The organism is Propioniciclava sp. MC1595 (assembly GCF_017569205.1).
Taxonomy (GTDB): Bacteria; Actinomycetota; Actinomycetes; order Propionibacteriales; family Propionibacteriaceae; genus Propioniciclava.
This window is the reverse complement of the sequence record NZ_CP071870.1, coordinates 79,690-99,413: the sequence shown is the minus strand read 5'-3', so window position 1 is coordinate 99,413 and position 19,724 is coordinate 79,690. Positions and strand designations below refer to the sequence as shown.

Annotated in this window: 18 protein-coding genes; 8 read left to right on the top strand and 10 right to left on the bottom strand. The window is 70.5% G+C overall.

The window, feature by feature from the left end; translation table 11 throughout:
• Positions 1–100: 100 nt before the first annotated feature.
• A protein-coding gene (locus J4N02_RS00475) for an IS3 family transposase (RefSeq protein WP_397421245.1) occupies positions 101–1,320 on the bottom strand; the annotation gives its coding sequence in 2 pieces (ribosomal slippage) (positions 101–1,039 and positions 1,042–1,320; 1,218 coding nt in all).
• A 39-nt stretch (positions 1,321–1,359) separates the two neighbouring features.
• Here J4N02_RS00475 and J4N02_RS00465 point away from each other — a divergent pair.
• Positions 1,360–1,746 (top strand): transposase, encoded by a 387-nt coding sequence (locus tag J4N02_RS00465; RefSeq protein ID WP_208091051.1) that lies wholly within the window; start codon positions 1,360–1,362, stop codon positions 1,744–1,746.
• Positions 1,747–1,942: 196 nt separating this feature from the next.
• On the opposite strand, the gene J4N02_RS00460 is transcribed toward J4N02_RS00465, so the two are convergent.
• A complete protein-coding gene (locus tag J4N02_RS00460; RefSeq protein WP_223202656.1) occupies positions 1,943–2,440 on the bottom strand; it encodes a TspO/MBR family protein in 498 nt (165 codons plus the stop codon).
• A gap of 166 nt (positions 2,441–2,606) precedes the next feature.
• On the opposite strand from J4N02_RS00460, the gene J4N02_RS00455 reads away from it, so the two are divergent.
• Entirely contained in the window at positions 2,607–3,998 is a 1,392-nt protein-coding gene (locus J4N02_RS00455; RefSeq protein WP_188334849.1) for an IS1380 family transposase, read from the top strand.
• Between the two features lie 295 nt (positions 3,999–4,293).
• Here the strand turns inward: J4N02_RS00455 and J4N02_RS00450 are convergent, their stop codons facing one another.
• Together J4N02_RS00450 and J4N02_RS00445 are read right to left on the bottom strand one after the other, a co-directional pair.
• Positions 4,294–6,477, bottom strand: a complete 2,184-nt coding sequence (locus J4N02_RS00450; RefSeq protein ID WP_188334727.1) for an MMPL family transporter — start codon at positions 6,475–6,477, stop codon at positions 4,294–4,296.
• A gap of 68 nt (positions 6,478–6,545) precedes the next feature.
• Positions 6,546–7,016 carry a MarR family transcriptional regulator gene (locus tag J4N02_RS00445; protein ID WP_188334726.1) on the bottom strand — a complete coding sequence of 157 codons (471 nt, stop codon included), beginning with the start codon at positions 7,014–7,016 and terminating at the stop codon, positions 6,546–6,548.
• A gap of 192 nt (positions 7,017–7,208) precedes the next feature.
• On the opposite strand from J4N02_RS00445, the gene J4N02_RS00440 reads away from it, so the two are divergent.
• A complete protein-coding gene (locus tag J4N02_RS00440; protein WP_375539375.1) occupies positions 7,209–7,658 on the top strand; it encodes an Hsp20/alpha crystallin family protein in 450 nt (149 codons plus the stop codon).
• A gap of 82 nt (positions 7,659–7,740) precedes the next feature.
• Here the strand turns inward: J4N02_RS00440 and J4N02_RS00435 are convergent, their stop codons facing one another.
• Positions 7,741–10,119, bottom strand: a complete 2,379-nt coding sequence (locus tag J4N02_RS00435; protein WP_188334725.1) for an FtsX-like permease family protein — start codon at positions 10,117–10,119, stop codon at positions 7,741–7,743.
• An 11-nt stretch (positions 10,120–10,130) separates the two neighbouring features.
• Positions 10,131–10,847 carry an ABC transporter ATP-binding protein gene (locus tag J4N02_RS00430; protein WP_182818609.1) on the bottom strand — a complete coding sequence of 239 codons (717 nt, stop codon included), beginning with the start codon at positions 10,845–10,847 and terminating at the stop codon, positions 10,131–10,133.
• Between the two features lie 57 nt (positions 10,848–10,904).
• Between J4N02_RS00430 and J4N02_RS00425 the strand changes: the two genes are divergently transcribed.
• The 3 genes from J4N02_RS00425 to J4N02_RS00415 all read left to right on the top strand — a co-directional run bounded on the left by J4N02_RS00425 (position 10,905) and on the right by J4N02_RS00415 (position 13,996).
• Positions 10,905–11,765, top strand: a complete 861-nt coding sequence (locus tag J4N02_RS00425; protein WP_188334724.1) for a cytochrome P450 — start codon at positions 10,905–10,907, stop codon at positions 11,763–11,765.
• Between the two features lie 32 nt (positions 11,766–11,797).
• Entirely contained in the window at positions 11,798–12,247 is a 450-nt protein-coding gene (locus J4N02_RS00420; protein WP_188334723.1) for an NAD(P)-dependent oxidoreductase, read from the top strand.
• Positions 12,248–12,499: 252 nt separating this feature from the next.
• Positions 12,500–13,996: a plasmid pRiA4b ORF-3 family protein gene (locus J4N02_RS00415; RefSeq protein ID WP_188334722.1), complete on the top strand. Its 1,497-nt coding sequence runs from the start codon at positions 12,500–12,502 to the stop codon at positions 13,994–13,996.
• Between the two features lie 116 nt (positions 13,997–14,112).
• Here J4N02_RS00415 and J4N02_RS00410 read toward each other — a convergent pair whose 3' ends face one another.
• Genes J4N02_RS00410 through J4N02_RS00400 form a run of 3 tightly spaced genes read right to left on the bottom strand, consistent with a single transcriptional unit; the run spans position 14,113 to position 16,890 of the window.
• Positions 14,113–15,327: an erythromycin esterase family protein gene (locus J4N02_RS00410; protein WP_188334721.1), complete on the bottom strand. Its 1,215-nt coding sequence runs from the start codon at positions 15,325–15,327 to the stop codon at positions 14,113–14,115.
• Between the two features lie 26 nt (positions 15,328–15,353).
• Positions 15,354–16,157 carry a hypothetical protein gene (locus J4N02_RS00405; protein WP_188334720.1) on the bottom strand — a complete coding sequence of 268 codons (804 nt, stop codon included), beginning with the start codon at positions 16,155–16,157 and terminating at the stop codon, positions 15,354–15,356.
• A gap of 25 nt (positions 16,158–16,182) precedes the next feature.
• On the bottom strand, positions 16,183–16,890 hold the full coding sequence (locus J4N02_RS00400; protein WP_188334719.1) for an ABC transporter ATP-binding protein: 708 nt from the start codon (positions 16,888–16,890) through the stop codon (positions 16,183–16,185).
• Positions 16,891–17,043: 153 nt separating this feature from the next.
• On the opposite strand from J4N02_RS00400, the gene J4N02_RS00395 reads away from it, so the two are divergent.
• The gene (locus tag J4N02_RS00395; protein WP_188334718.1) at positions 17,044–18,210 is read left to right on the top strand and encodes a sensor histidine kinase; all 1,167 of its coding nucleotides are present in this window, start codon (positions 17,044–17,046) and stop codon (positions 18,208–18,210) included.
• The gene (locus J4N02_RS00390; RefSeq protein WP_188334717.1) at positions 18,207–18,848 is read left to right on the top strand and encodes a response regulator transcription factor; all 642 of its coding nucleotides are present in this window, start codon (positions 18,207–18,209) and stop codon (positions 18,846–18,848) included. Before J4N02_RS00395 ends, J4N02_RS00390 begins: the two co-directional genes overlap by 4 nt.
• A 227-nt stretch (positions 18,849–19,075) precedes the next feature.
• Here the strand turns inward: J4N02_RS00390 and J4N02_RS00385 are convergent, their stop codons facing one another.
• Positions 19,076–19,570: a hypothetical protein gene (locus J4N02_RS00385; protein WP_182818908.1), complete on the bottom strand. Its 495-nt coding sequence runs from the start codon at positions 19,568–19,570 to the stop codon at positions 19,076–19,078.
• Positions 19,571–19,724: the final 154 nt, after the last annotated feature.

Sequence of the window (19,724 nt, the reverse complement as noted above, 5' to 3'; positions counted from 1 at the left end):
CGCGCGGAGGGCGGCGTCCACGGTCTGCCACGCGGCCCGCTGCTCGGCGAGCGCGGCGCGGCTGAGGTTGACCCCGAATCCCGGACAGGTGGTTGTTTGGTCAGGCGGCTTGGAGGGCCGTCTGGTCGGCCTGTCGGGCCAGGTGGTGTTCGTACTGTAGTGGGCTGAGGTAGCCGATGCTGGAGTGGCGTCGGCGGGCGTTGTACCAGGCGTCGATCCAGGTGTAGGCGCCGCGGCGGGCGGCGCCGATCGTGGCGAACACGTGCCGGTGGTAGTACTCGTTCTTGAACGTTGACCAGAACGATTCGGCGGCCGCGTTATCCCAGCACACCCCGGTGCGTCCCATGGAGCGGAGCAGGTCCAGCTCGCCGCACAGGTCGGCCAGCTGCTGGCTGGTGTACTGGCAGCCCCGATCGGCGTGGAAGATGACTTTGCCGGGCAACTCGCCGCGTAGGGCGACGGCCTGGCGGAGCGCATCCTCGACCAGGTCGGCCCTGAGGTGGTCGGCGACGGTGCGGCCCAGGACCCGGCGGGTGTGGCCGTCACGGACGGTGCACAGGTAGGCCCAGCCCTCACCGGTGGCCAGGTAGGTGATGTCGGAGAACCAGGCGGCATCGCGGCGGCCTTGGTCGAACCGGCGCTTGACCAGGTCGGGTGCCGGGTCGGGGTTCGGGCCGGGCACCGTGGTCGGGGGATGCCAGGTACGCGGGCTGATCCCGGCTATCTCGGCTTGCCGCATGCATTTCGCGACCGTCTTGACCGACACCGTCTCCCCGGCGTCGCGCAGGTCGTGCAGGATCCTCGGCGCCCCGTAGGTGCCATCAGAGGCCTTGTGGAACTCCACGATCTTGCTGGTCAGCTCAGCCCGCCGTTGCTCGGCCCGGGTACGCCCGGCCGCTTGGCGCCGACACCATTCGTAGTAGCGGCGCCGATCAACCTTGAGCAGCCGGCACATCCGGCTGATCGTGTAGTTCGCCTTCTCCGCGTCGATCACCTCGAAGCACTCCTGCCGGGAGTGTTCTTCGCTGCGAAGAAGGCCGCGGCTTTTCCCAGGAACTCGTTGTCCAACCGCAGCTCGGTGTTCTCCCGCCGCAGCCGCTCCAACTCGGCCCGCTCCGAGGCGTCCAGCGGCGCCTCCGGTGGGGCACCGATCCGGTCGCGCTCCTGCTGGACCCAGCGGCCCAACAGCTGCGCACCCACGTTGATCTCGCCGGCGACGGTTGCGATCGTCCGGTCGGTGTCGATCACCAGATGCGCGGCCTCCCGCCGATACTCCGGCGTGTACGTCCTTCTCTTCCTCGTCGATCCCATCGAGGACATCCTCTCCGGCGGTCCCCGACAAGGGAACCCGCCAAGTCGGTGTCCGGGTTACGGGGTCAACCTCACGCCGCCGATGAACGCCACGACGCCGTCCACATCGCCTGGCAGTGCGCCCAACGCGTCCGAGCCGCCTACGCCCACCCCGACCCGGCAGCCGGCCGCCAGCTCGCCGAGCAGGTCGTCGACGGCTTCCCGTCCTGCCCCATCCCCGAGATCGCCCGCCTCGGCCGAACCTTGAGACAGTGGAAGGACGCGTTCCTGGCCTACTTCGACACCGACCGCGCCAGCAACGGCGGCACCGAGGCAATCAACGGGCTCATCGAGCTCCACCGCCGCATCGCCCGAGGGTTCCGGAACCGAGAGAACTACCGGCTACGCATGCTCCTCGTCGGCGGCGGACTCACCCTGGACCCACCGCAGGTATGAAGAGCCAGTAAACGTCGCGCAGCGTGTCCTTGAAGAGATCGTTGAGACCCTTGTCCGCCATGGTTCCTCCTCGGCTCGTGGTGGCTGTGGCGTCCCAGTCTTGCGGGGACGCCGCGCACCACGCCTCACCCGTGGGGGTACCTCCGAGGGGGCTCCGCCGGGGGCCCCACCGTGGGTGCCGCCTCGGCCCGGCGGCTCAGTCGCGCGGGTTCCGACGGGCGATCTCCGCGGTCAGGATCGTCGCGAAGGAGCACCAGGCCGCATAGGGCGCCAGGGCGATCGCACGGCTCCGTCCGGTCGCGCCGGCCCTCCGCGTGAGGTCGATCGCGCTCGCGGCCAGCAGCGCCGCGACCACGGTGGCAGGGCGCAGCCGGTGCGCCCGGAAGAACGCCCAACTCCAGCCCTGGTTCAGCAGGAGGTTGACCACCAGGGCTGCCTGGAAGTCCCGGGCGCGGCGTTGGTCGCCGGCGTCGTGCAGGCTCTTGATCGCGGCCGCCGACGTGACCGCGATGTCGGTGTAGAGGGCCGTCCAGACGATCGGGAAGAGCCACCCGGGGGGTTGCCAACGCGGCTTGTCGAGCCCCGAGTACCACGCGGACTTCGGATCGGTGGCCAGCGAGCCGGACACGGCGCACGCGGCCGTCAGCGCCCCCGTCATGGCCAGCGGCGTGGTCTTCAGGTCCGTGGTGTTCATGGAGGTTCCTCCCCCGGGTCGATGTGGGCACTACCTCCCAACCCTAGCCTCGCGCTTTCATGAGGGTGGGGTCTGACTCGGTGGTTTGAACAGCGAAAGTGCTTCCGGCTTGGGAGAATGTGATTGCGAAGTCCCACTCACCCCACGCGAAGGAAGCACTTTCAACGTGAAGCGTACCGCCGCGTATCCCCAACCCCGCCACGACGCCGGAGCCACCCGGGTCGTGGGCCACGCCGGCGGCATGCTGCTCACGAAGACAGCGGTGGTGACCGGCCTCACCCGCGAGTTGTCGACGGCGTTGGCGCGGTGGCGGAAACCGCTCGCGACCCACGACCCGGGCAAGATCCTGTCCGACCTGGCGATCACTCTGGCGTTGGGTGGGGACTGCCTCGCCGATGCTGCGCTGCTCCGGTCCGAGCCGGCCGTCTACGGGATGGTGGCTTCCGACCCGACCATCTCGAGGCTGATCAGCCTGCTCGCCGCCGATGCCCCACGGGTGTTGAAGGCCATCGACGCCGCCCGCGCCGCTGCCCGGACCCGCGCCTGGTTGCTGGCCGGTGAGCACGCCCCCGACTCCGGCATGAGCGTGGAGCACCCGTTGATCGTGGACGTGGACGCCACGTTGGTGACGGCGCACTCGGACAAGGAGCATGCCAAGCCGACGTTCAAGAAGGGCTACGGGTTCCACCCCTTGTGCGTGTTCGTCGATCACGGCCGTGATGGGACCGGGGAGCCCCTCGCCCTCTTGCTGCGGCCCGGGAACGCCGGCTCCAACACCGCCGCCGACCACATCACCGTCCTGCGGCAAGCGTTCAAGCAGCTGCCGGGCCGGTCCGCCACGCGGCCCGGGAAACGGGTGTTGGTCAGGGCCGATGGTGCCGGGCACAGCCACCAACTCCTCGACTGGCTCACCGGCCAACGGGTCCAGTACTCGGTCGGCTGGACCCTGCCCAGCGACGCCGGCATGCTGATCGAGAAGATCCCAGACCGCGTGTGGACCCCCGCTTACGACGCCGACCGGCAGCCCCGCGACGGCGCCTGGGTCGCCGAACTCACCGGGCTGCTCGACCTGTCGGGCTGGCCGCCCGGGATGCGGGTCATCATCCGCAAAGAACGCCCCCATCCCGGCGCCCAACTACGGATCACCGACGTCGACGGCCACCGCATCACCGCGTTCGCCACCAACACCACCCGCGGCCAGTTGGCCGACCTCGAACTCCGCCACCGTCGAAGGGCCCGCTGCGAGGACCGGATCCGGCTCGCCAAAGACACTGGGCTGACGAACCTGCCCCTGTACTCGTTCGCGCAGAACCAGGTCTGGTGCGCCATCGTCGCCCTCGCCTGCGAGCTCACCGCCTGGATGCAGATGCTCGCCCTGGCCGACGCTGACAGTGCCCGCCGGTGGGAACCCAAGAGGCTCCGCTACCGGCTGTACACGATCCCCGCCGTCCTGGTCCGGGGCAGCCGACAGGTGCGGCTCCGCTACGCCGCCCACCACCCCTGGGCGGCCGTCCTCATCGGCGCCCTGACCACCCTCACCACTCTGGACAGCACCTGACACGACAGCCCGGACCCTGCCCCGACAAGCCGAAACACCCACCGGGACCCTGGAACCCCTGCCCACCGGAGCCACCTCCGGGAAACCGTCACACCCACCCGGCAGAATCACACCAACACGGTGATCCTCAAGCCGTCACAACGACCCAAGCCAGCCCGACGAAAGATCGAGGCTAGGACCTCGCCGCGTCCCGAATCCCGGCGCGGGCGAAAGTCACGGACGCCGGGCCGACACGGCCACAGGCCGGTCGCCCCTCGGGGCGACCGGCCTGCGGCGCTACGTCTGGCGACGGGCCTCAGCGGGCCACCGACGCCTCCTCCTGCGCGGACACCGGCGCGGCCTCCCCCGCCTGGCGGTCGGGATCCCCCGCCGGGAGGGCCCTGCGGCCCGCGGTCCCGGGGCGGCGCGGCCACCAGAAGGCATCTCCCAGCATGATCGCGATGGCCGGGACGAGGACGGTGCGCACGAGCAGGGTGTCGAGCAGCACGCCGATGCCGATGATCACACCGATCTGGGCCAGCACCACCAGCGGGAGCACACCGAGCACCGCGAACACCGCGGCGAGCAGGATGCCCGCACTCGTGATGACCCCGCCGGTGGCCGTCAGCGCCCGGAGCATGCCCCGCTTGCTGCCGTGCCGCAGGCCCTCCTCCCGTGCCCGGGTGACCAGGAAGATGTTGTAGTCGATGCCCAGCGCCACCAGGAAGAGGAAGGTGAGCAGGGGCACGCTGGAGTCCAGCCGCTCGAAGCCGAGCACCTCGACGAACAGCACCCAGGAGGCCCCGAGGGCCGCCGCGTAGGTCCCAACCACCGTGGCCACCAGGACCAGCGGGGCGACCACCGAGCGGAGCAGCAGGAACAGGACGCCCAGCACCAGGGCCAGGATGAGCGGGATGATCGTGCGCTGGTCCTGGGCCGAGCCGTCCAGGCTGTCCACGGCCTGGGCCTCGGTGCCGCCGACGACGGTCATGTCCAGGCCCTCGAAGGCCGTGCGCAGGTCACGGATGGTCTGGCGCGCCTCGTCGCTGCCCGGCTCCGGCTCCAGCACGACCCGGACCTGGGTGAGCTCATCCGCGGTGTCACCCACGGTGGCGGAGGCCACCCCCGGGACAGCCTCGGCCAGCTCCACGACACGGGACGGGTCGTCCTCGGTGATCACGAGGGCGGGGTCGGACTCGCCGGCGGGGAAGGACTCGCCGAGACGGTCGAGCGCGACGATGGCCTCGGGCTTGCGCAGGAACTGGTCGGACGGGCCCAGCCCGGTCTCGATGCGGAACAGGCCCGCGCCCATGACGGCGATCAGCGCCAGGCTGGCGGCGATGAAGGCGGCGGGACGCTTCGCCACCTGGTTGCCGACCCGCGCCCACACCGACCGGTCGCTGTCGACGAGGGCGGCCTGCCCCACGCGGGGGATCAGCGGCCAGAACACCCAGCGGTTGACCAGCACGAGCACCGCGGGGAGGACGACGAGGGCGTAGCCGGCCGCGATGACGATGCCGACGGCGCTGGCGAGACCGAGTCCGCGCGTCGCGGGGAACACCGACAGCAGGAGGGTCAGGACGCCCAGGACCACCGTGGAGGCACTGGTGACGACGGCCTCGCCCGCGTGACGGAGTGCGCGGCGCATCGCCAGGAACCGGTCCTCGCTGGCGCGCAGTTCGTCGCGGTAGCGGGAGATGATCAGGAGGGCGTAGTTCGTGCCCGCACCGAAGACGAGCACAGAGAGGATGCCGATGGTGGACTCGTCCCACGGCACGCCGGCCAGGCGCAGGGTGTGCGTCGCGACGATGGCGGCCAGGCGGTCTGCGAGACCGACGACCAGCAGCGGAATGATCCAGAGGATGGGGCTGCGGTAGGTCAGCAGGAGGAGCAGGGCCACGACCGCGGCGGTCGCGGCGAGCAGCCGGAAGTTGGCGCCGTCGAAGACCGCACCCAGGTCGGCGCGGATGCCCGCGGGCCCGGTCACCTGCACGGTGACGCCGTCGGCCGCCTCGTCCACCAGCTCGGCGCGCAGTGTGGCGATGGCGTCGCGGTTCTCGGCGCCGTCGGCGGCGTCGATGGCGATCGTGCCGAAGGCGGCGGTCCCGTCCTCGCTGACCAGCGGCAGCGGGGGGACGCCGGCGGGCGGGCCGGCGGCACCCGTGTCCACTCCGGGAGGCGGACCCCCGGCACCGGCGAACGCGTCGTCGGGCAACCGCTCGAAGAGGGACTCGCGGGCCGCGGCCAGCTGCTCCTCGGTCAGGGCCTCCCCGTCGGTGGAGGTCCAGAGGATGAGGGCCGTGCCGTCACCCTCCTGGGGGAAGCGCTCGGCCAGCTCGACGACGCGCGTGCTGTCGTAGCCCTGGGCCAGGGAATCGGTGGGCGAGGCGTCCCGCTCGGCCTCGGGCAGGAAGCCGACGACGAGACCTCCCAACAGGAGGAAGAAGAGGGCGACGATCCACGATCGGCCGCGGCCGATGTAGAGGGAGGGCAGGGACATGGTGGACTCCTGGGGAGACGAGGTTGGAGGGATCGGGAGGGAACAGGAATCGTGCGTGCGGGGCCGTCTCACCGGTCCGCCTCTTGGGCGGCCAGCGTCGCGGCGTGGTCGGTGAGGTGGGTGGCCGTGACCTGGAGGAACTCCGTCACGAGCTGGGCGTCCTCCGGACGCAGGGCCTTGACCCAAGCGTCGGTGGCGCCCATGAGGGGGCGCATGATCTCGACGATCTTCTGCCAGGCCAGGGGGGTCGGCTCGATGGTGACCAGGCGGCGGTCGGTCTCGGCCCGGTTCCGCTGGGCGTAGCCGGCCCGCTGGAGCCGGTCGACGATGGCGCTCGTCGTGGCCGCCGTGGTGCCCAGGGCCGCGCCCAGACCGGTCATCGTGACCGTCTCCTGGCGGGACAGCTGCTGCAGCGCCGACAGGGCTCGGTAGTCGGTGGCGTTCAGGCCCAGCAGCCGGGCGAGCTCGCGCTCGAGGACGTTCGACTGGGCGATGACGGCCTGCAACGCGAAGGTGGCGGGGTGGTACGCGTGGGACATCGGGAGCCTCTCTGACGGTGACAAGAGGACAGTAACTCAATCTTGTTTGATTATCAACTCTTTTTGAAGGTTGAATCCCGAACCGCTTGGTCACTGCGGATCGGGCTTTGAACAGAGTTGAGTCCCCCACGCTCAGGTATAAGATTGAGTCAACCACGCTCAACCAGGGCGCCTGATGCGAAAGGACTACTCATGGCCATGTTCGACCCGTTCCGCGAGATGGACCGCCTCCTGGGCGACGTCACCCGCACGCCCGCCTCGGTCGCGATGCCCATGGACCTGTACCGCTCCGGTGACACGTTCGTCGCGCACATCGACCTGCCTGGCGTCGAGCCGGGCAGCATCGACATCGACATGGACGGCGCGACGGTCACGATCCGCGCCGAGCGCACCACGTCGGCCGACGAGGACACCCAGTGGCTGACGCGCGAACGGGCTGTGGGCACGTTCGCCCGCCAGCTCACGCTCGGCCGAGGGCTCGCCACCGACCAGATCAGCGCCGACTACAGCGACGGCGTCCTGACGCTGACCATCCCGGTGGCCGAGGCCGCCAAGCCGCGCAAGATCGCGGTGCAGCACTCCACCCGGGATGTGCCGGGTGAGATCACCGAGGGTGCCACCACCGAGGAGCAGCCCGCCTGACCGGCGCTGTCTGCGAGGCGGTCCCGCGCGTGGGCCGGCCGGAGCGCCTCGGCGCCGCCCGGCTGGCCCTCGCCTGTGGGCCCTACTCCCGGAACTTCAGCACCTCCGTCACGGGCACCGTCCTGGTGTCACGAGCCGTGGCCACACGAACCACGGCGTAGGCCCCCAGCGCGAGCCCGGCCATCAGCGCCACGTCACCCGGGGTGACCAGGAACGGGATGCCGATCGGCAGGTGGGCCGTCATCAGCCGCCAGACCTCGCCCATGATGGCCACCGACGCCGGCACCGCGACGGCGACGCTCGCCGCCACCAACCACAGGTAGTTGTCGAGGTAGAGCCTGCCCACCTCACGATCGCTGTAGCCCAGCGCCTTCAGCAGCGAGATCGAGTACCACTGACGGGCCACCACCAGGCGGACGAGCACGTAGAGCACCACCACCATGATCAACATGGACGACCACGAGACCAGCGCCACGATGCGTGACAGGAGGGCGTTGAACTTCTCCACGCCACCGAGCATCTCCTCGCGCGTGCTGTGGCTGACCAGCCGGTCGGGGTCGATGTCCAGGGGCTGGTCGGAGAACACGGCGTTGTAGTAGGGCACGACGCCGTCACCGTCGTCGTCCGCGCCCGGGCGGGCGCCGGCCATCGACCGGGCCGCGAGCAGGACCGCCGGATCGACCAACGCCCGCGCGTGCTCCGGGGTCGTGAACCCGAACGCCGAGGTGGTGTAGTCGGAGACGTCCACGACGTCGAAGGCCCACGAGAGCTCCCCATCGTGGAGGGTGAGGGTGTCGCCTGCTCCCAGCCGGTACTTGTGGGCCGCGGCCCGCGAGATCACCAGCTCCTGCGCACCCAGGGCGTCCACGTCCGCCGCGAAGTAGGGATTGTCGGCGGGCACGCCGAGCACGGTCAGCGACTCCCCCGGCAGCCCGTCCGCCCCGACCACCCGCAGGGGGACGGCCACGGCCTCGTGCCCTCCGGGCGGAACGGCAGCCAGGTCGGGGAACCGCAGGGTGTAGAAGTCGTGGAAGAGGAGTTCGTCCTCGGCGCGGGTCAGGTAGGTGTCCATCGAGCTTCGCATCCCGAGCCCGAAGACCAGCAGGAGGATGCACAGGAACGTGCCCGCGGCGATGAGGAGGTAGCTGTCGGGGGTGCGGAGCGCCTGCCGCAACCGGAACATGCTCACGAAGGGCAGCCGGTCCAGGCGCACCGGCAGGCCCGGCCCGCCGGCCGGCTGGGGACGCAACAGCTCCTGCGTGGGGCGGCCCAGCGCGGACCGGATGACGAGGGCGTTGACCGCCGTCACCAGGGTCACGGGTGTCATGATGCTCAGCAGCGCGACCAGCGGGGTGGGTTCGACCGGGGCCGCGGGGAACGAGTAGTAGTCGGTGACCAGTCCGAGGAAGGGGGCCAGCGCCCGGCCCAGCAGGAGCCCCAGCAGCGAGCCGGCGAGCGTGACGGCCAGCGGCAGGACCAGGTAGTGGGCCAGCAGGGCGCGCTCGCTGGTGCCGTGGGCCGACTGGGTGCCGATGACCACGGAGTCCCGGACGATCCGGTCCCGGGAGAACTCGGCGAGGACGTAGGCGACGAGCAGCAGGACGAGGACGGTCGTGACCAGGGTGACGGCCATCGTGGTGCGGGCGTCCGAGATGGCCCCGTTGATGCGCGGGTTGTCGTCGGCCGGCAGGAACAGCGACACCGCCGGGTAGCTGACGGGCAGGCCGGCAGCGCGGGCGGCGTCCGTGGCCACGGCGACGTAGGGGTTGGACGCCCTCGCCGGATCCAGGGTCGCCTCGCCCAGGAGGCGGCGCACCTGCTCGTGGGTGGCGCCTTCGAGGGCGTAGCCGTACACCCACGAGACGGCACGCGGGTGGGCGGCCGCCACCTCCTCGAAGGCGTCCGGAGCCACCACCACCAGCGCAAACAGCTCGGGGTCGCCGGACTGGCCCACGTGGGGGGTGACCGAGGCGTAGTCGGGAAGGCTGCCGATCCCGGTGATCCGCAGGGTCCGGCCGTCCACCGCCAGGGTGTCACCCACGCCCAGGCCATGCACCCGGGCGTGCAGTTTCTCGACCATGCCCTCGTCATCGGCCGAGGGGAGGACGCCGGCGTCCAGCGTGGGACGGCTCACCGCCTGGTCCGCGCGGAGCACGCGCACGGTCGTGTCGGTGCCCGCGGTCCGCCCCGGGACGTCGACGAACGGCGTCGGGACGATGCGCGCCCCCAGCGCCTCCACGTCGGCGACCTGCTGCTCCGTCAGCGGGATCTCGGTGACGACCATGCCGTCGGCGAGCTGTCCCTCGCGCGCGCCGCGTTCCAGCGCGCCCAGCGTGGCGGACGCCGAGGTCAGGAGCCCCACCACCACGCCCAGCCCGACGGTCAGGAGCACGGCTATCGCGGTCCAGCGCGCCCACGTGGCGCGGAAGCCGCGCCACTGGCGGCGGAGACCGAGGGCCACGGCGTCCCTGTTCACCAGTCGAGGTCCCGGGCCGCGAGCGGATGGGGGTTGAGCCGGTCGCGGACGATGCGCCCGTCGCGCAGTTCGATGACCTGGTCGGCGAGGGCCGTGATGGCCTCGTTGTGCGTGACCATGACGAGGGTGGCGCCGTACCGCCGGTGGACGTCGTCCAGGACCTCGAGCATCTGCTGGGAGGTGTGCCGGTCCAGCGCCCCGGTGGGCTCGTCGGCGAGCAGGAGGTCGGAGCCCTTGACCAGGGCCCGGGCGATCGCGCACCGCTGCTGCTGGCCGCCCGAGAGCTGCGCGGGGAACTTGTGCCGGTGCTGGGTCAGGCCCAGGTGCTCGAGCAGCTCGTCGATGTCCAGGGGGCGACGGACGAGCTGCGCGGTCACCTGGATGTTCTCGGTCACTGTCAGGTCCGGGACAAGGTTGTAGAACTGGAACACGAACCCGACGTGCGCGCGGCGGTAGCGCGTCAACTCCCTGGGTGACCTCCCCGTCACCTGCTCCCCCGCGACGTGGATCGTCCCGGCGTCAGGAGCGTCGAGGCCGCCGATGGCGTTGAGCAGGGTGGACTTCCCGGACCCGGAGGCGCCGACGATGACGCAGCGCGCTCCCCGGGCGACCGAGAACGTCACGTCGTGGAGCACCTCGACGCGCGACTCACCGGCTCCGAAGTGCCGGGACAACCCCTCGACGCGCACGTGCGGCGTTGGCGTCTGGGTCACCCCACCAGTCTTGCACCCGACGAAAACGCCCCTCGCCCTGCACAGTACTCCACCGAGGTGGCGGCCCAGGTGATCGGCCTGACCAACTCCAACGCCGAGGGGATGGCCCGGAGGCTGGAGCGGTTGTTCGCCCAGCCGGACTGGAGCCCCGGCTCCGCCCCGGAGGGACGTCTGAGGAGCGTGTGGCGCTCGGTCCGCAGCCACGCGCCGATGGCGGCCTTCCACTTGGCGGACGTCCGGCCCGCCATCGCGGCGCGCCGCAAGGCGCCGGGTGAGGACGTCATCAGCCACCTGCTCGCCGAGGGCTACCGGGAGCCGGCCATCCTCATCGAGTGCGTCACCTACGGGGCGGCCGGCATGGCGACGACCCGCGAGTTCATCTCCATGACCGTCCTGCACCTGCTCGCGGACGCCGACCTCCGCGCCCGGTACCTGGCCGGCGAAGAGGAGGAGCGGTTCGACATCCTCCACGAGATCCTCCGGCTCGAGCCCATCATCGGGCACCTCTACCGGCGGGCGGCGCGGGACCTCGACCTCACGGTCGACGGGGAGACGGTGGCCATCCGCAGGGGCCAGTTGATCGATCTGTACGTGCGTCAGGCGAACAGCGACGCGTCCACGGTGGGCGAGTGCCCGCTGGACATGCGCCCCGGGCGTCCGCTGCCGCGCGGGATCGGCCCTGAGGTGATGAGTTTCGGCGACGGTCACCACAAGTGCCCGGGCAACTCGCTGGCGATCCAGGAGACCGACATCCTGCTCACCCGGCTGCTCCGCCACGAACTGGTGGTCGCGAAGGCCCCGGTGATGCACTGGGAGGACCTCACCGCCGGCTACGCCCTGCGCGACTTCGTGCTCACGACCCCCAAGCCGCCTCTGCCGGTCCTTGCGGTCAGCGACGAGAGACGAGGACCAGGGTGACGCCGGCCAGGGCGAAAAAGGGTCCGAGGATCGTGTTCGAGGCGCTCTCCCCGCGCGGGGACATGGCCGGCAAGGTGGAAGGCGTCTTCGACCAGGTGCTCACCCTCGCCCGGGAGCACGGAACGAGGCTCGGCATTCTCGGCGGGGCCTCCTCGCTGCTCGTCTCGCCGGACGGGCCCCGCCTCATCGACGCCGACCCGGTGCCCGACGAGGTCCGCCCCGAGGCCGACCTCGGCATCCACAAGCTCGAGGTGCTGAAGGCGGCCGGCGACGACCTGGACTGGTTCTACCTCAGCCCGCCGGCCGATTTCGGCGCCTGGGTTCCCAGCACCGAGACCGGCGAGTACCGCACGAGCGACGATGTCCTGCTCCGCAGCCCCGATGGCAGCTCGCAGATCTCGGCGGCCGACCTGGCCCTGGCGGTCCTCGACGAGATCGAGCAGCCCAGGCACCACCGGCGCCGCTTCCACGTCGCCCACTGACCCGGCACTCCCACGGGACCACCTGCGTGACGCCGCACTCGCGCTGGGACGCTTGACATCTGGGTCAACCACGCCAGCACCGCGGGCGTGTACGGGCCCACGTCGTCCACCCCGATCGAGGACTTCACCATCCTTCCCAGGCGCGCCCGTAGCCACCAGATCCTCCAAGATCGTAGGCTCGCATCACGGACGCCGTGTCCCCGCGCGCATCCCCCGACCCATCACTTGTGACGAGCTCCTGGAGGTCTGACCGTGGCCGACAACGTCATCCCGTTCCCTGGCGCGGAGGCCGAACCCGACGACGCACCTCCGTTCAGCCAGGCCGACATCCAGGCCATCACCCAGCAATTGATCGACGAACTCGGCAGCCCCGAGGCAGTCCTCCAAGCTCTGGGGGCGTTCGGGGGCTTCGAGCCTTTCGGCGGTCGGGGTCCATTCGACCTCATGCCACCTCGGCCGAGGCCCAAGCTGCTGCGCAAGCGCAGCAAGCGGGCCACCTACGTCGTCCGCCTCGACCTCGATGACGCCAAGCCGCCGATCTGGCGCCGCCTCCGCTTGCGCAGCGACGTCACACTCGGTCACCTGCACGGCATCATTCAGGTCGCCATGGGTTGGACAAACTCCCACCTGCACCAGTTCAAGATGGGGCCCTCCACCAAGGACTTCATGATGATGCCGTTCCTCACCGACTACGACCTCAGCGAGGGCGAAACTGACGGCATTCCGGAGAACGACGTGCGCCTCGACCAGGTTCTCGGCGAACCCGGGCACCGCCTCTTCTACGAGTACGACTTCGGCGACAGTTGGCACCACACGATCAAGCTCGAGAGAGTTGAGCCATGGGTCGACGGCCAGCCCGACGCCTCCTGCGTCACCGGACGCCGCGCCTGCCCGCCCGAAGACGTCGGTGGCGTCCCTGGCTATGAGGACGCCCTCGCCGGCCTGCGTGGTGAGCCCTCCGACAACCCCGAGTGGACGCGTGAGCTGTTGGCCTGGCTGCCACCCCGCTACGACCCGGAGCACTTCGACGTCGCCGAGGTCAACGAACAACTCGAGCAAGGACTCTTCAACCCCGACGCGTGGCACCCCGGGATCGTCCAACTGCTCGCTCAGGGCGGCGCCCAACTGAGTCCGATCGCCGCGCTCGTCAGCAGGGCTACCCGCGTACGCGTCGAGCTGACCGACGCCGAACTGGACGCCGCCACCCACCGTTACCGCCACCTCCTCACCCTGATTGGCGACGGGCTCAAGCTCACCCAGGCGGGATACCTGCCGCCGGCCCTGGTCAAGCAGCTCGCCGACGATCTCGAACTCATCGACTCCACGTGGCCCTTCCCAGCTAGCACCGAGGTCAACACGACCCCCGTCCTGTCACTACGGGAATCCGCGGTCAGCCTCGGCCTGCTCCGCAAGCAGCACGGCAAGCTGCTGCCCACGGCGTCCGCGAAACGCATGGTCGACGACCCGCGCAAGCTGTTCGCGCACATCAGAGGTCGACTGCCGCTGGGCCGTCACGAATCCGATCGGGACGCCGGCCTGCTGGCTCTGCTGTTCACCGCCGCCGGCCAGGAGTTCTACGCCGCACGGCACGAGGCCGCCGGAGTGTACGGCTCCCTCGGCTGGACGTCCCCGGTCTCCTTGGAGCGCGCTCTCTGGCATCATGCCCAGGACTCTCTGTGCGTCCTCTCGCATCTGGCCCCGGGAGCCAAGGACGCCACCCGCATTGCCGGGGCCTTACTCGCCCGGTGACAGGTACCCGATCGGCGAGCGAGTGCACCCGTTCGGCCGATACACCGACTAACAGCAAGGCGCCGACGGGCGTCAGGTGGTCGGCGTAGCGCGGACACGCCTCCCCGGGCCGCAGCTCAGCCCAGTCGCTCGGTCGGGGACGCGTCCCAGACGTAGATGAGCGCGTCCCAGGCCTCCGCGGGGGTGACGCTCACCGTGTGCAAGGGCGGCACCCACGCCTGCCACGAGGCGAACGGCTCGCCGGCGCTGACCATCGTCGTGGCGCCGCGCAACAACTCGGCGTCGGCCCCGGTGACCGACGCCAGCTCCAGGTAGCCCACCGTCGTGCCTTCGAACAGCCCGCGGATGCGCCCGTTCACCGTCAGCGTCGACACCGTTCCTTGCGAGTTCAGGCCCACGCGATGCCCGTCGGTGCCGATCACCCGGTAGTCGTCACCCCACTGCCGCGCGGCCAGCCGCCCCACGGTGTCGCCCCCGACCGCGGTCGCCTGCCCCGCGCGGTCGAGGTGCCCGTTGTGGCCGAACAGCAGCGTGCGCTCGCTTCCGGACGCCGTCCCGCGCTCCACGACCCAGGCCAGGTTGTCGAACATCATCGCGTCCCGGTTGCCGACACCGAGGCCTCGCTGCCGGGCTTGCTCCAGCACGCGCCCCGCCTGCCGCGCCTCGGCCGCCGCCTCGCTCCCGTCATCGGACGCCGTGAGCGCGGCCTGCAGGTCCGCCACGGCCGACTCGACGTCGGCGGCCACCGCCCTGTCCCACAGGGATTCATCGGTGAAGCGCGCCAGCCGCGCGGTCAGGTCGGCCGCAGCCGTGGGGTTCCGCGCGGCCAGCGAGGCGAGCGCAAGCCCCTTGGTGGCGGTGGGACGCGCGGCGTCGATGCCCACGAAGCGGATGTCCTCGCCCGCCGGGTGTTGGTCATTGTGCGCGCGCACCCAGGTCAGCAAGTCGACCGTGTCCCGGGTCCGGTTGAGGCCGTAGCCGAACAGACCGGCGGCCTCCACGGCGGTGCCCGGTCCACCCTGCAGCCAGGCGTCAACCAAGGCGACGCTGCCGAAGTCTTCCTCCCAGGCGACGGTCGTGAAGCCCTGGTCCGCGACCTTCTGCAGCAATTGCAGGCGCAACGCCTGAAACTCATGGGTGCCATGCGTGGCCTCCCCCAGTGCCAGCACCCGGGCGGAGGTCATCCGTTCCGAGAGAACCGCCCCGGTGAACTCACCAGCCACAGGTGAGCCCTGCGGGCGGGACTGCCACCACGACACCATCGCCGCGACGGCCGCCACGCTGACGATGATGGCGACGAACACCAGGCCGAGGGGCTTGCGCTTCTTCATGGTCGTCTCCTTCTGGTCGGGGTTCGTCACAGGTCGTCGCGCAGCAGACGCAGCGTCCCGACGGTACCGGGGGCGACGATCCACACCATCGCGGCGACGACCACGGCCAGCGGACCGGCCACCGTCGCGTCCGGAAGAAGTTCGTAGAGCGGATCGACGGCCACGAAAGCCATGGCGCGCGCTGCGGTGTCGGAGATGCTGCCGACCAGCATGGCCACCGTGGGCCACACCAGCAGGAAGGCGATCGGGGCGGCCGCGTTGCGCAGCGCCAGGGCCCACGCGAAGCCCGCCAGGACCAGGAAGGCACCATTGCCGGCCACCACGGCGAGCGAGGCGACGTCAAACGTCCACGCCAAGGTCACACCGGTGATCAGCGGCGCCACCACCATCACGAGCGCCGCCGCCACGACAGCCAAGGTGGTCGCGACGACCCACAGCCCCAGGACGGTCAGACTCTTCGCCAACACCAGACGGCCACGGCGGGGATCGAGGGTCAACGTCACGGAGGCGGTGCGGGCCGAGAACTCACCGGCCACGAGCAGCACCGCGAGCACCATCGAGATCATGGACGCCGGCACCACAGCCATCGACGCCAGGTGGCCGAAGTCGGTTCCTGTGGTGGGGAACAGGGCACGTCCCCCGGCAAAGGCGCCCGACAGGAGAGCTGCCGCAGCGATCAGCACGGGTCCGGTGCGGGTGTTGACCAGCTTGCGGGTCTCGACGGCCACGGCGCGGGCCAGTGCCCGACCGGAGGTCTCGTTCGAGGCGACGCGCGCAGCGCGCACCGGAGCGGCGGCAGGAGCGGGGACGGAAGCGGTGTGGACGGTCATCTCGGGGTCCTTTCGAGGGTGGTGGTCAGGCGGCGCGGTCAGCGCCAGAGGTGAGGGTGAAGTACTGCTCTTCGAGCTCGGCGCTGGACGCGGCGGTGATGGGCTCGTCGGCGAGCACCCGACCGCGGGCCACCATCACAACGCGGTCGGCCAGGCGGCTGACCTCGTGCAGATCGTGGCTGCTGAGCAGCACCGCGCACCCACGCTCGGCGCGTGAACGGAGCAGACCCGCAAGCCAGCGCTGACCCTGCGGGTCGAGGCCGTTGGCCGGCTCGTCGAGCACGAGCGCGGCAGGGTCGCCGAGCAGGGCGTGGGCCAGGCCGAGACGCTGCCGCATGCCCAGGGAGTAGGTGCCGACGCGACGGCGTCCCTCAGCAGCGGTCAGGCCAACCTCGTCCAGCGCGTCGTCCACGCGGCTCGCGGGCAGGCCCAGCGTGATGGACGCCAACCGCAGGGTTTCGCGTCCGGTGCGGCCGGGGTGGAAGGAGTCGGCCGAGAGCAGGGCACCCACGACATGGGCGGGGTCGGCGAGGGTGGCGTAGGCCATCCCGTTCACGGTGGCCTCCCCGGAGTCGGGGCGGACGAGACCAACCAGGGAACGCAGGCAGGTCGACTTGCCGGCCCCGTTGGGGCCGAGGAACCCGACGATCGTGCCGGGAGCGACAGAGAACGTGACGTCATCGAGGGCCACGGTGGCGCCGAAACGCTTGGTGAGGTGGGTCAGGTCGATCATGGGTTCAGTTCAGCCCAGCCATCCGGGGTGCCGCATCGGGTGATCAGCCACCGTGACGGGTCGGTTCGGCGCTGGGGAAGGGTCCGACCGGACCCCCCTCCGCGGGCCGATCGGCCGACGCCTCCTCGAAGGCACCAGCGTTAGGTTGGGACCGTGACCGCGCCACCCCTGGCCCCTGCCCCGCCCCGAGTCGTGGTGTGGAGCGTGGCGGTGCTCGCGTTCTTGTACTACCTGACGCCGATCGCCGCCCGCCTCGCCGCTGGACGCCCACTCCCATGGTCGTTCGTCCTCCTGCTGGTCCTCCCGGCCATCGCAGCCCTTGTCGCGCTGCCTTGGCGCGAGCGAGCTCCGATCGCGATCGCCCTCGTCATCGCCGCCTTGTGGGTGCCGAGCCCTGGGGTGCTCGGGGCGGCGATCGTGGCGCAGGAGTCGGTGGCCCGACGCCGGAGCCTCACCAGCGCCCTCACGACGGGTGCCGTCCTCATCGCCGCCAAGGTGCTCGAGCTATTCGCGTCGGCCTCGGGTGCTGCTGCGACGGCGCTCAGCTTCGAACTGGCGTTGGCCATCGCTGGCGTGGTGATCGCGACCCTCATCGGATTGTTGGCGTCCAGCCGCGCTCAGGCCCAGCACGACCGCGAATCGGCGGAGCAGGCACGACGCGAGGCCGAGGCGTCCCGCATCAACGAGGCGCGTATGGCCGAACGCGAGCGCATCGCTCGCGAGATGCACGACGTCGTGGCGCACCGCCTGTCGCTGGTCGCCCTGCATGCCGGCGGCCTGGCCTATCGAACGAATCTCACCGCGGATGAAGCCCAGGCAGCGGCCAGGATGATTCAGCTCAATGCGCAGGCGTCCCTCGACGAGCTTCGCACGATGCTTGCCACGCTGCGAGGAGCTGAGGCACCGCCCGAGCCTCCCCAGCCGACGCTCGCCGAGCTGGACGTCCTGCTGGCCGACGCCGAAGACGTCGGCCAGCGCGTCACCGTGACCCACATCGGCGACCTTGAGGCGGTGGCCACCCACGCGTCTCGGCAGGCATTCCGGATCGTCCAGGAGTGCCTCACCAACGCCCGCAAGCACGCCCCCGGAGCGCCGGTGCACCTCAGCCTCACCGCACGCGACGAGGTCTTGCACCTGCGGGTATCGAACCCGCTCGCTGACCTGGCGATCCCCGACGCGAGCGGGTCACGGCTCGGTCTGGTGGGCATCGCCGAACGCGTCGGGCTGGTGGGCGGAACGCTCAGCCACGGCGTCCAGGATGGACAATTCGTGGTGGACGCCGCCCTCCCGTGGGGCACGCCGGCGAAGGAGGGCGCATGATCCGGCTCGGAATCGTTGATGACGACGCCATGGTGCGGACCGGGCTGGCTTTCATCCTGGGCGGTGAGGCTGACATCGAGGTGGCCTGGCAGGCCGCCAACGGGATCGAGGCGCTGGAGCACCTGGCGGCGCAGGGTGCCGACCTGCTGTTGCTCGACATCCGCATGCCGGGCATGGATGGTCTCGCGACCCTGGACGCCCTCGCCGGTCGCGACGATCGGCCTCGCGTCATCGTGCTGACCACGTTCAACACCGACGACTACGTGGTGCGGGCGCTGCGGCAAGGCGCCGACGGGTTCTTGTTGAAGGACACCGATCCGGCCCGGGTGGTCGACGCGATCCGTCGAGTTCACGCCGGGGAGCGGACGCTGTCACCGGAGGTCACCGACACGCTCATCCAGGCCGCCACCGAGCGTCCGGCCGCCGATGCCCCGGCGAACGCGGCGCTGGAGCAACTCACCCAACGCGAGCGCGAGATCGCCGTCCTCATGGCCGAGGGCTTGACCAACGCCCAGATCGGCTCGCGACTGAACGTGTCCATGGCGTCGGTCAAGGCGCACCTGTCCCACATCTTCACCAAGCTCGGCGTCGACAACCGAGTCTCCGCGGCGATGATGGTGCGCGAGGTCCGCACGTAGGGTGGTTTCATGCCCCGACCGCTGAGATCCTGCTCGACGGCACCCGTTTCAGCTCTCGCGCGGCCAACAGCATCCGCGGGCCGCGCCCTCGTGTACCGAAGCCGACCCTGCACCTTCGCACTGTGGGCGGCATGAGCGAGTGCGCGCTTCGGGTACCGGAAAGCCACAGGCTATCCTCGCGCACAGTGCGGCAGAAGCGGACGTTCTCACCCCGCCCTTCTGGGTTCCTACTGACGGCTCGAGCGGTTCCACACCACGTGCCCAACGAGGGCAAGGACAGCGAGGCCGCTCGTCACGTACAACGGGGCAGACCACGCTGAATGATCACCCCCACTAACGAAGAACGTGTCGGCCAAGGCCATGCCCGGACCGAAGTTCGCCCAGAAATAGGCTGGGGCTCCCAAAGCCAGCAGAACCAGGAACGGGACCCCCACCACACTGGCCCGCCCCTCGGGCCGCCTCCAGGCGCCGACTAGCAGCGCGATCGCCAGCAGGGGCCCGACCGCCAGGAAGGCAATGACCATCCCGGCAGCCATGGATTCGCCAGTCGCGGCCACGTCCGCGTATATCTGGTCGAGACCGACGCCGGGGACTGCAGCCTGCGGATTCCACACGAGGATCTGGACCGCGGCGAGCAGCGCGTAAGCAACCACCGCCCCCGTTCCGATGAGCGCGACGGCCCTCGCGCTCAGGCGCCGCGTGGAGTTCATTGCTGGGGTCATGCCTTGCTCTTTCCCGGGACATCGGTTCGCCGTCCGGCGCTGTCGTCGACTGTATGCGCCGGCCTGGCCACGGTCCGACCCGCAAGCACCAGCCGCGGCAGATGGGGATGTTCGGCTCGGGCGTTGACCCCGCCGGGCCAACAAGTTACCTTGG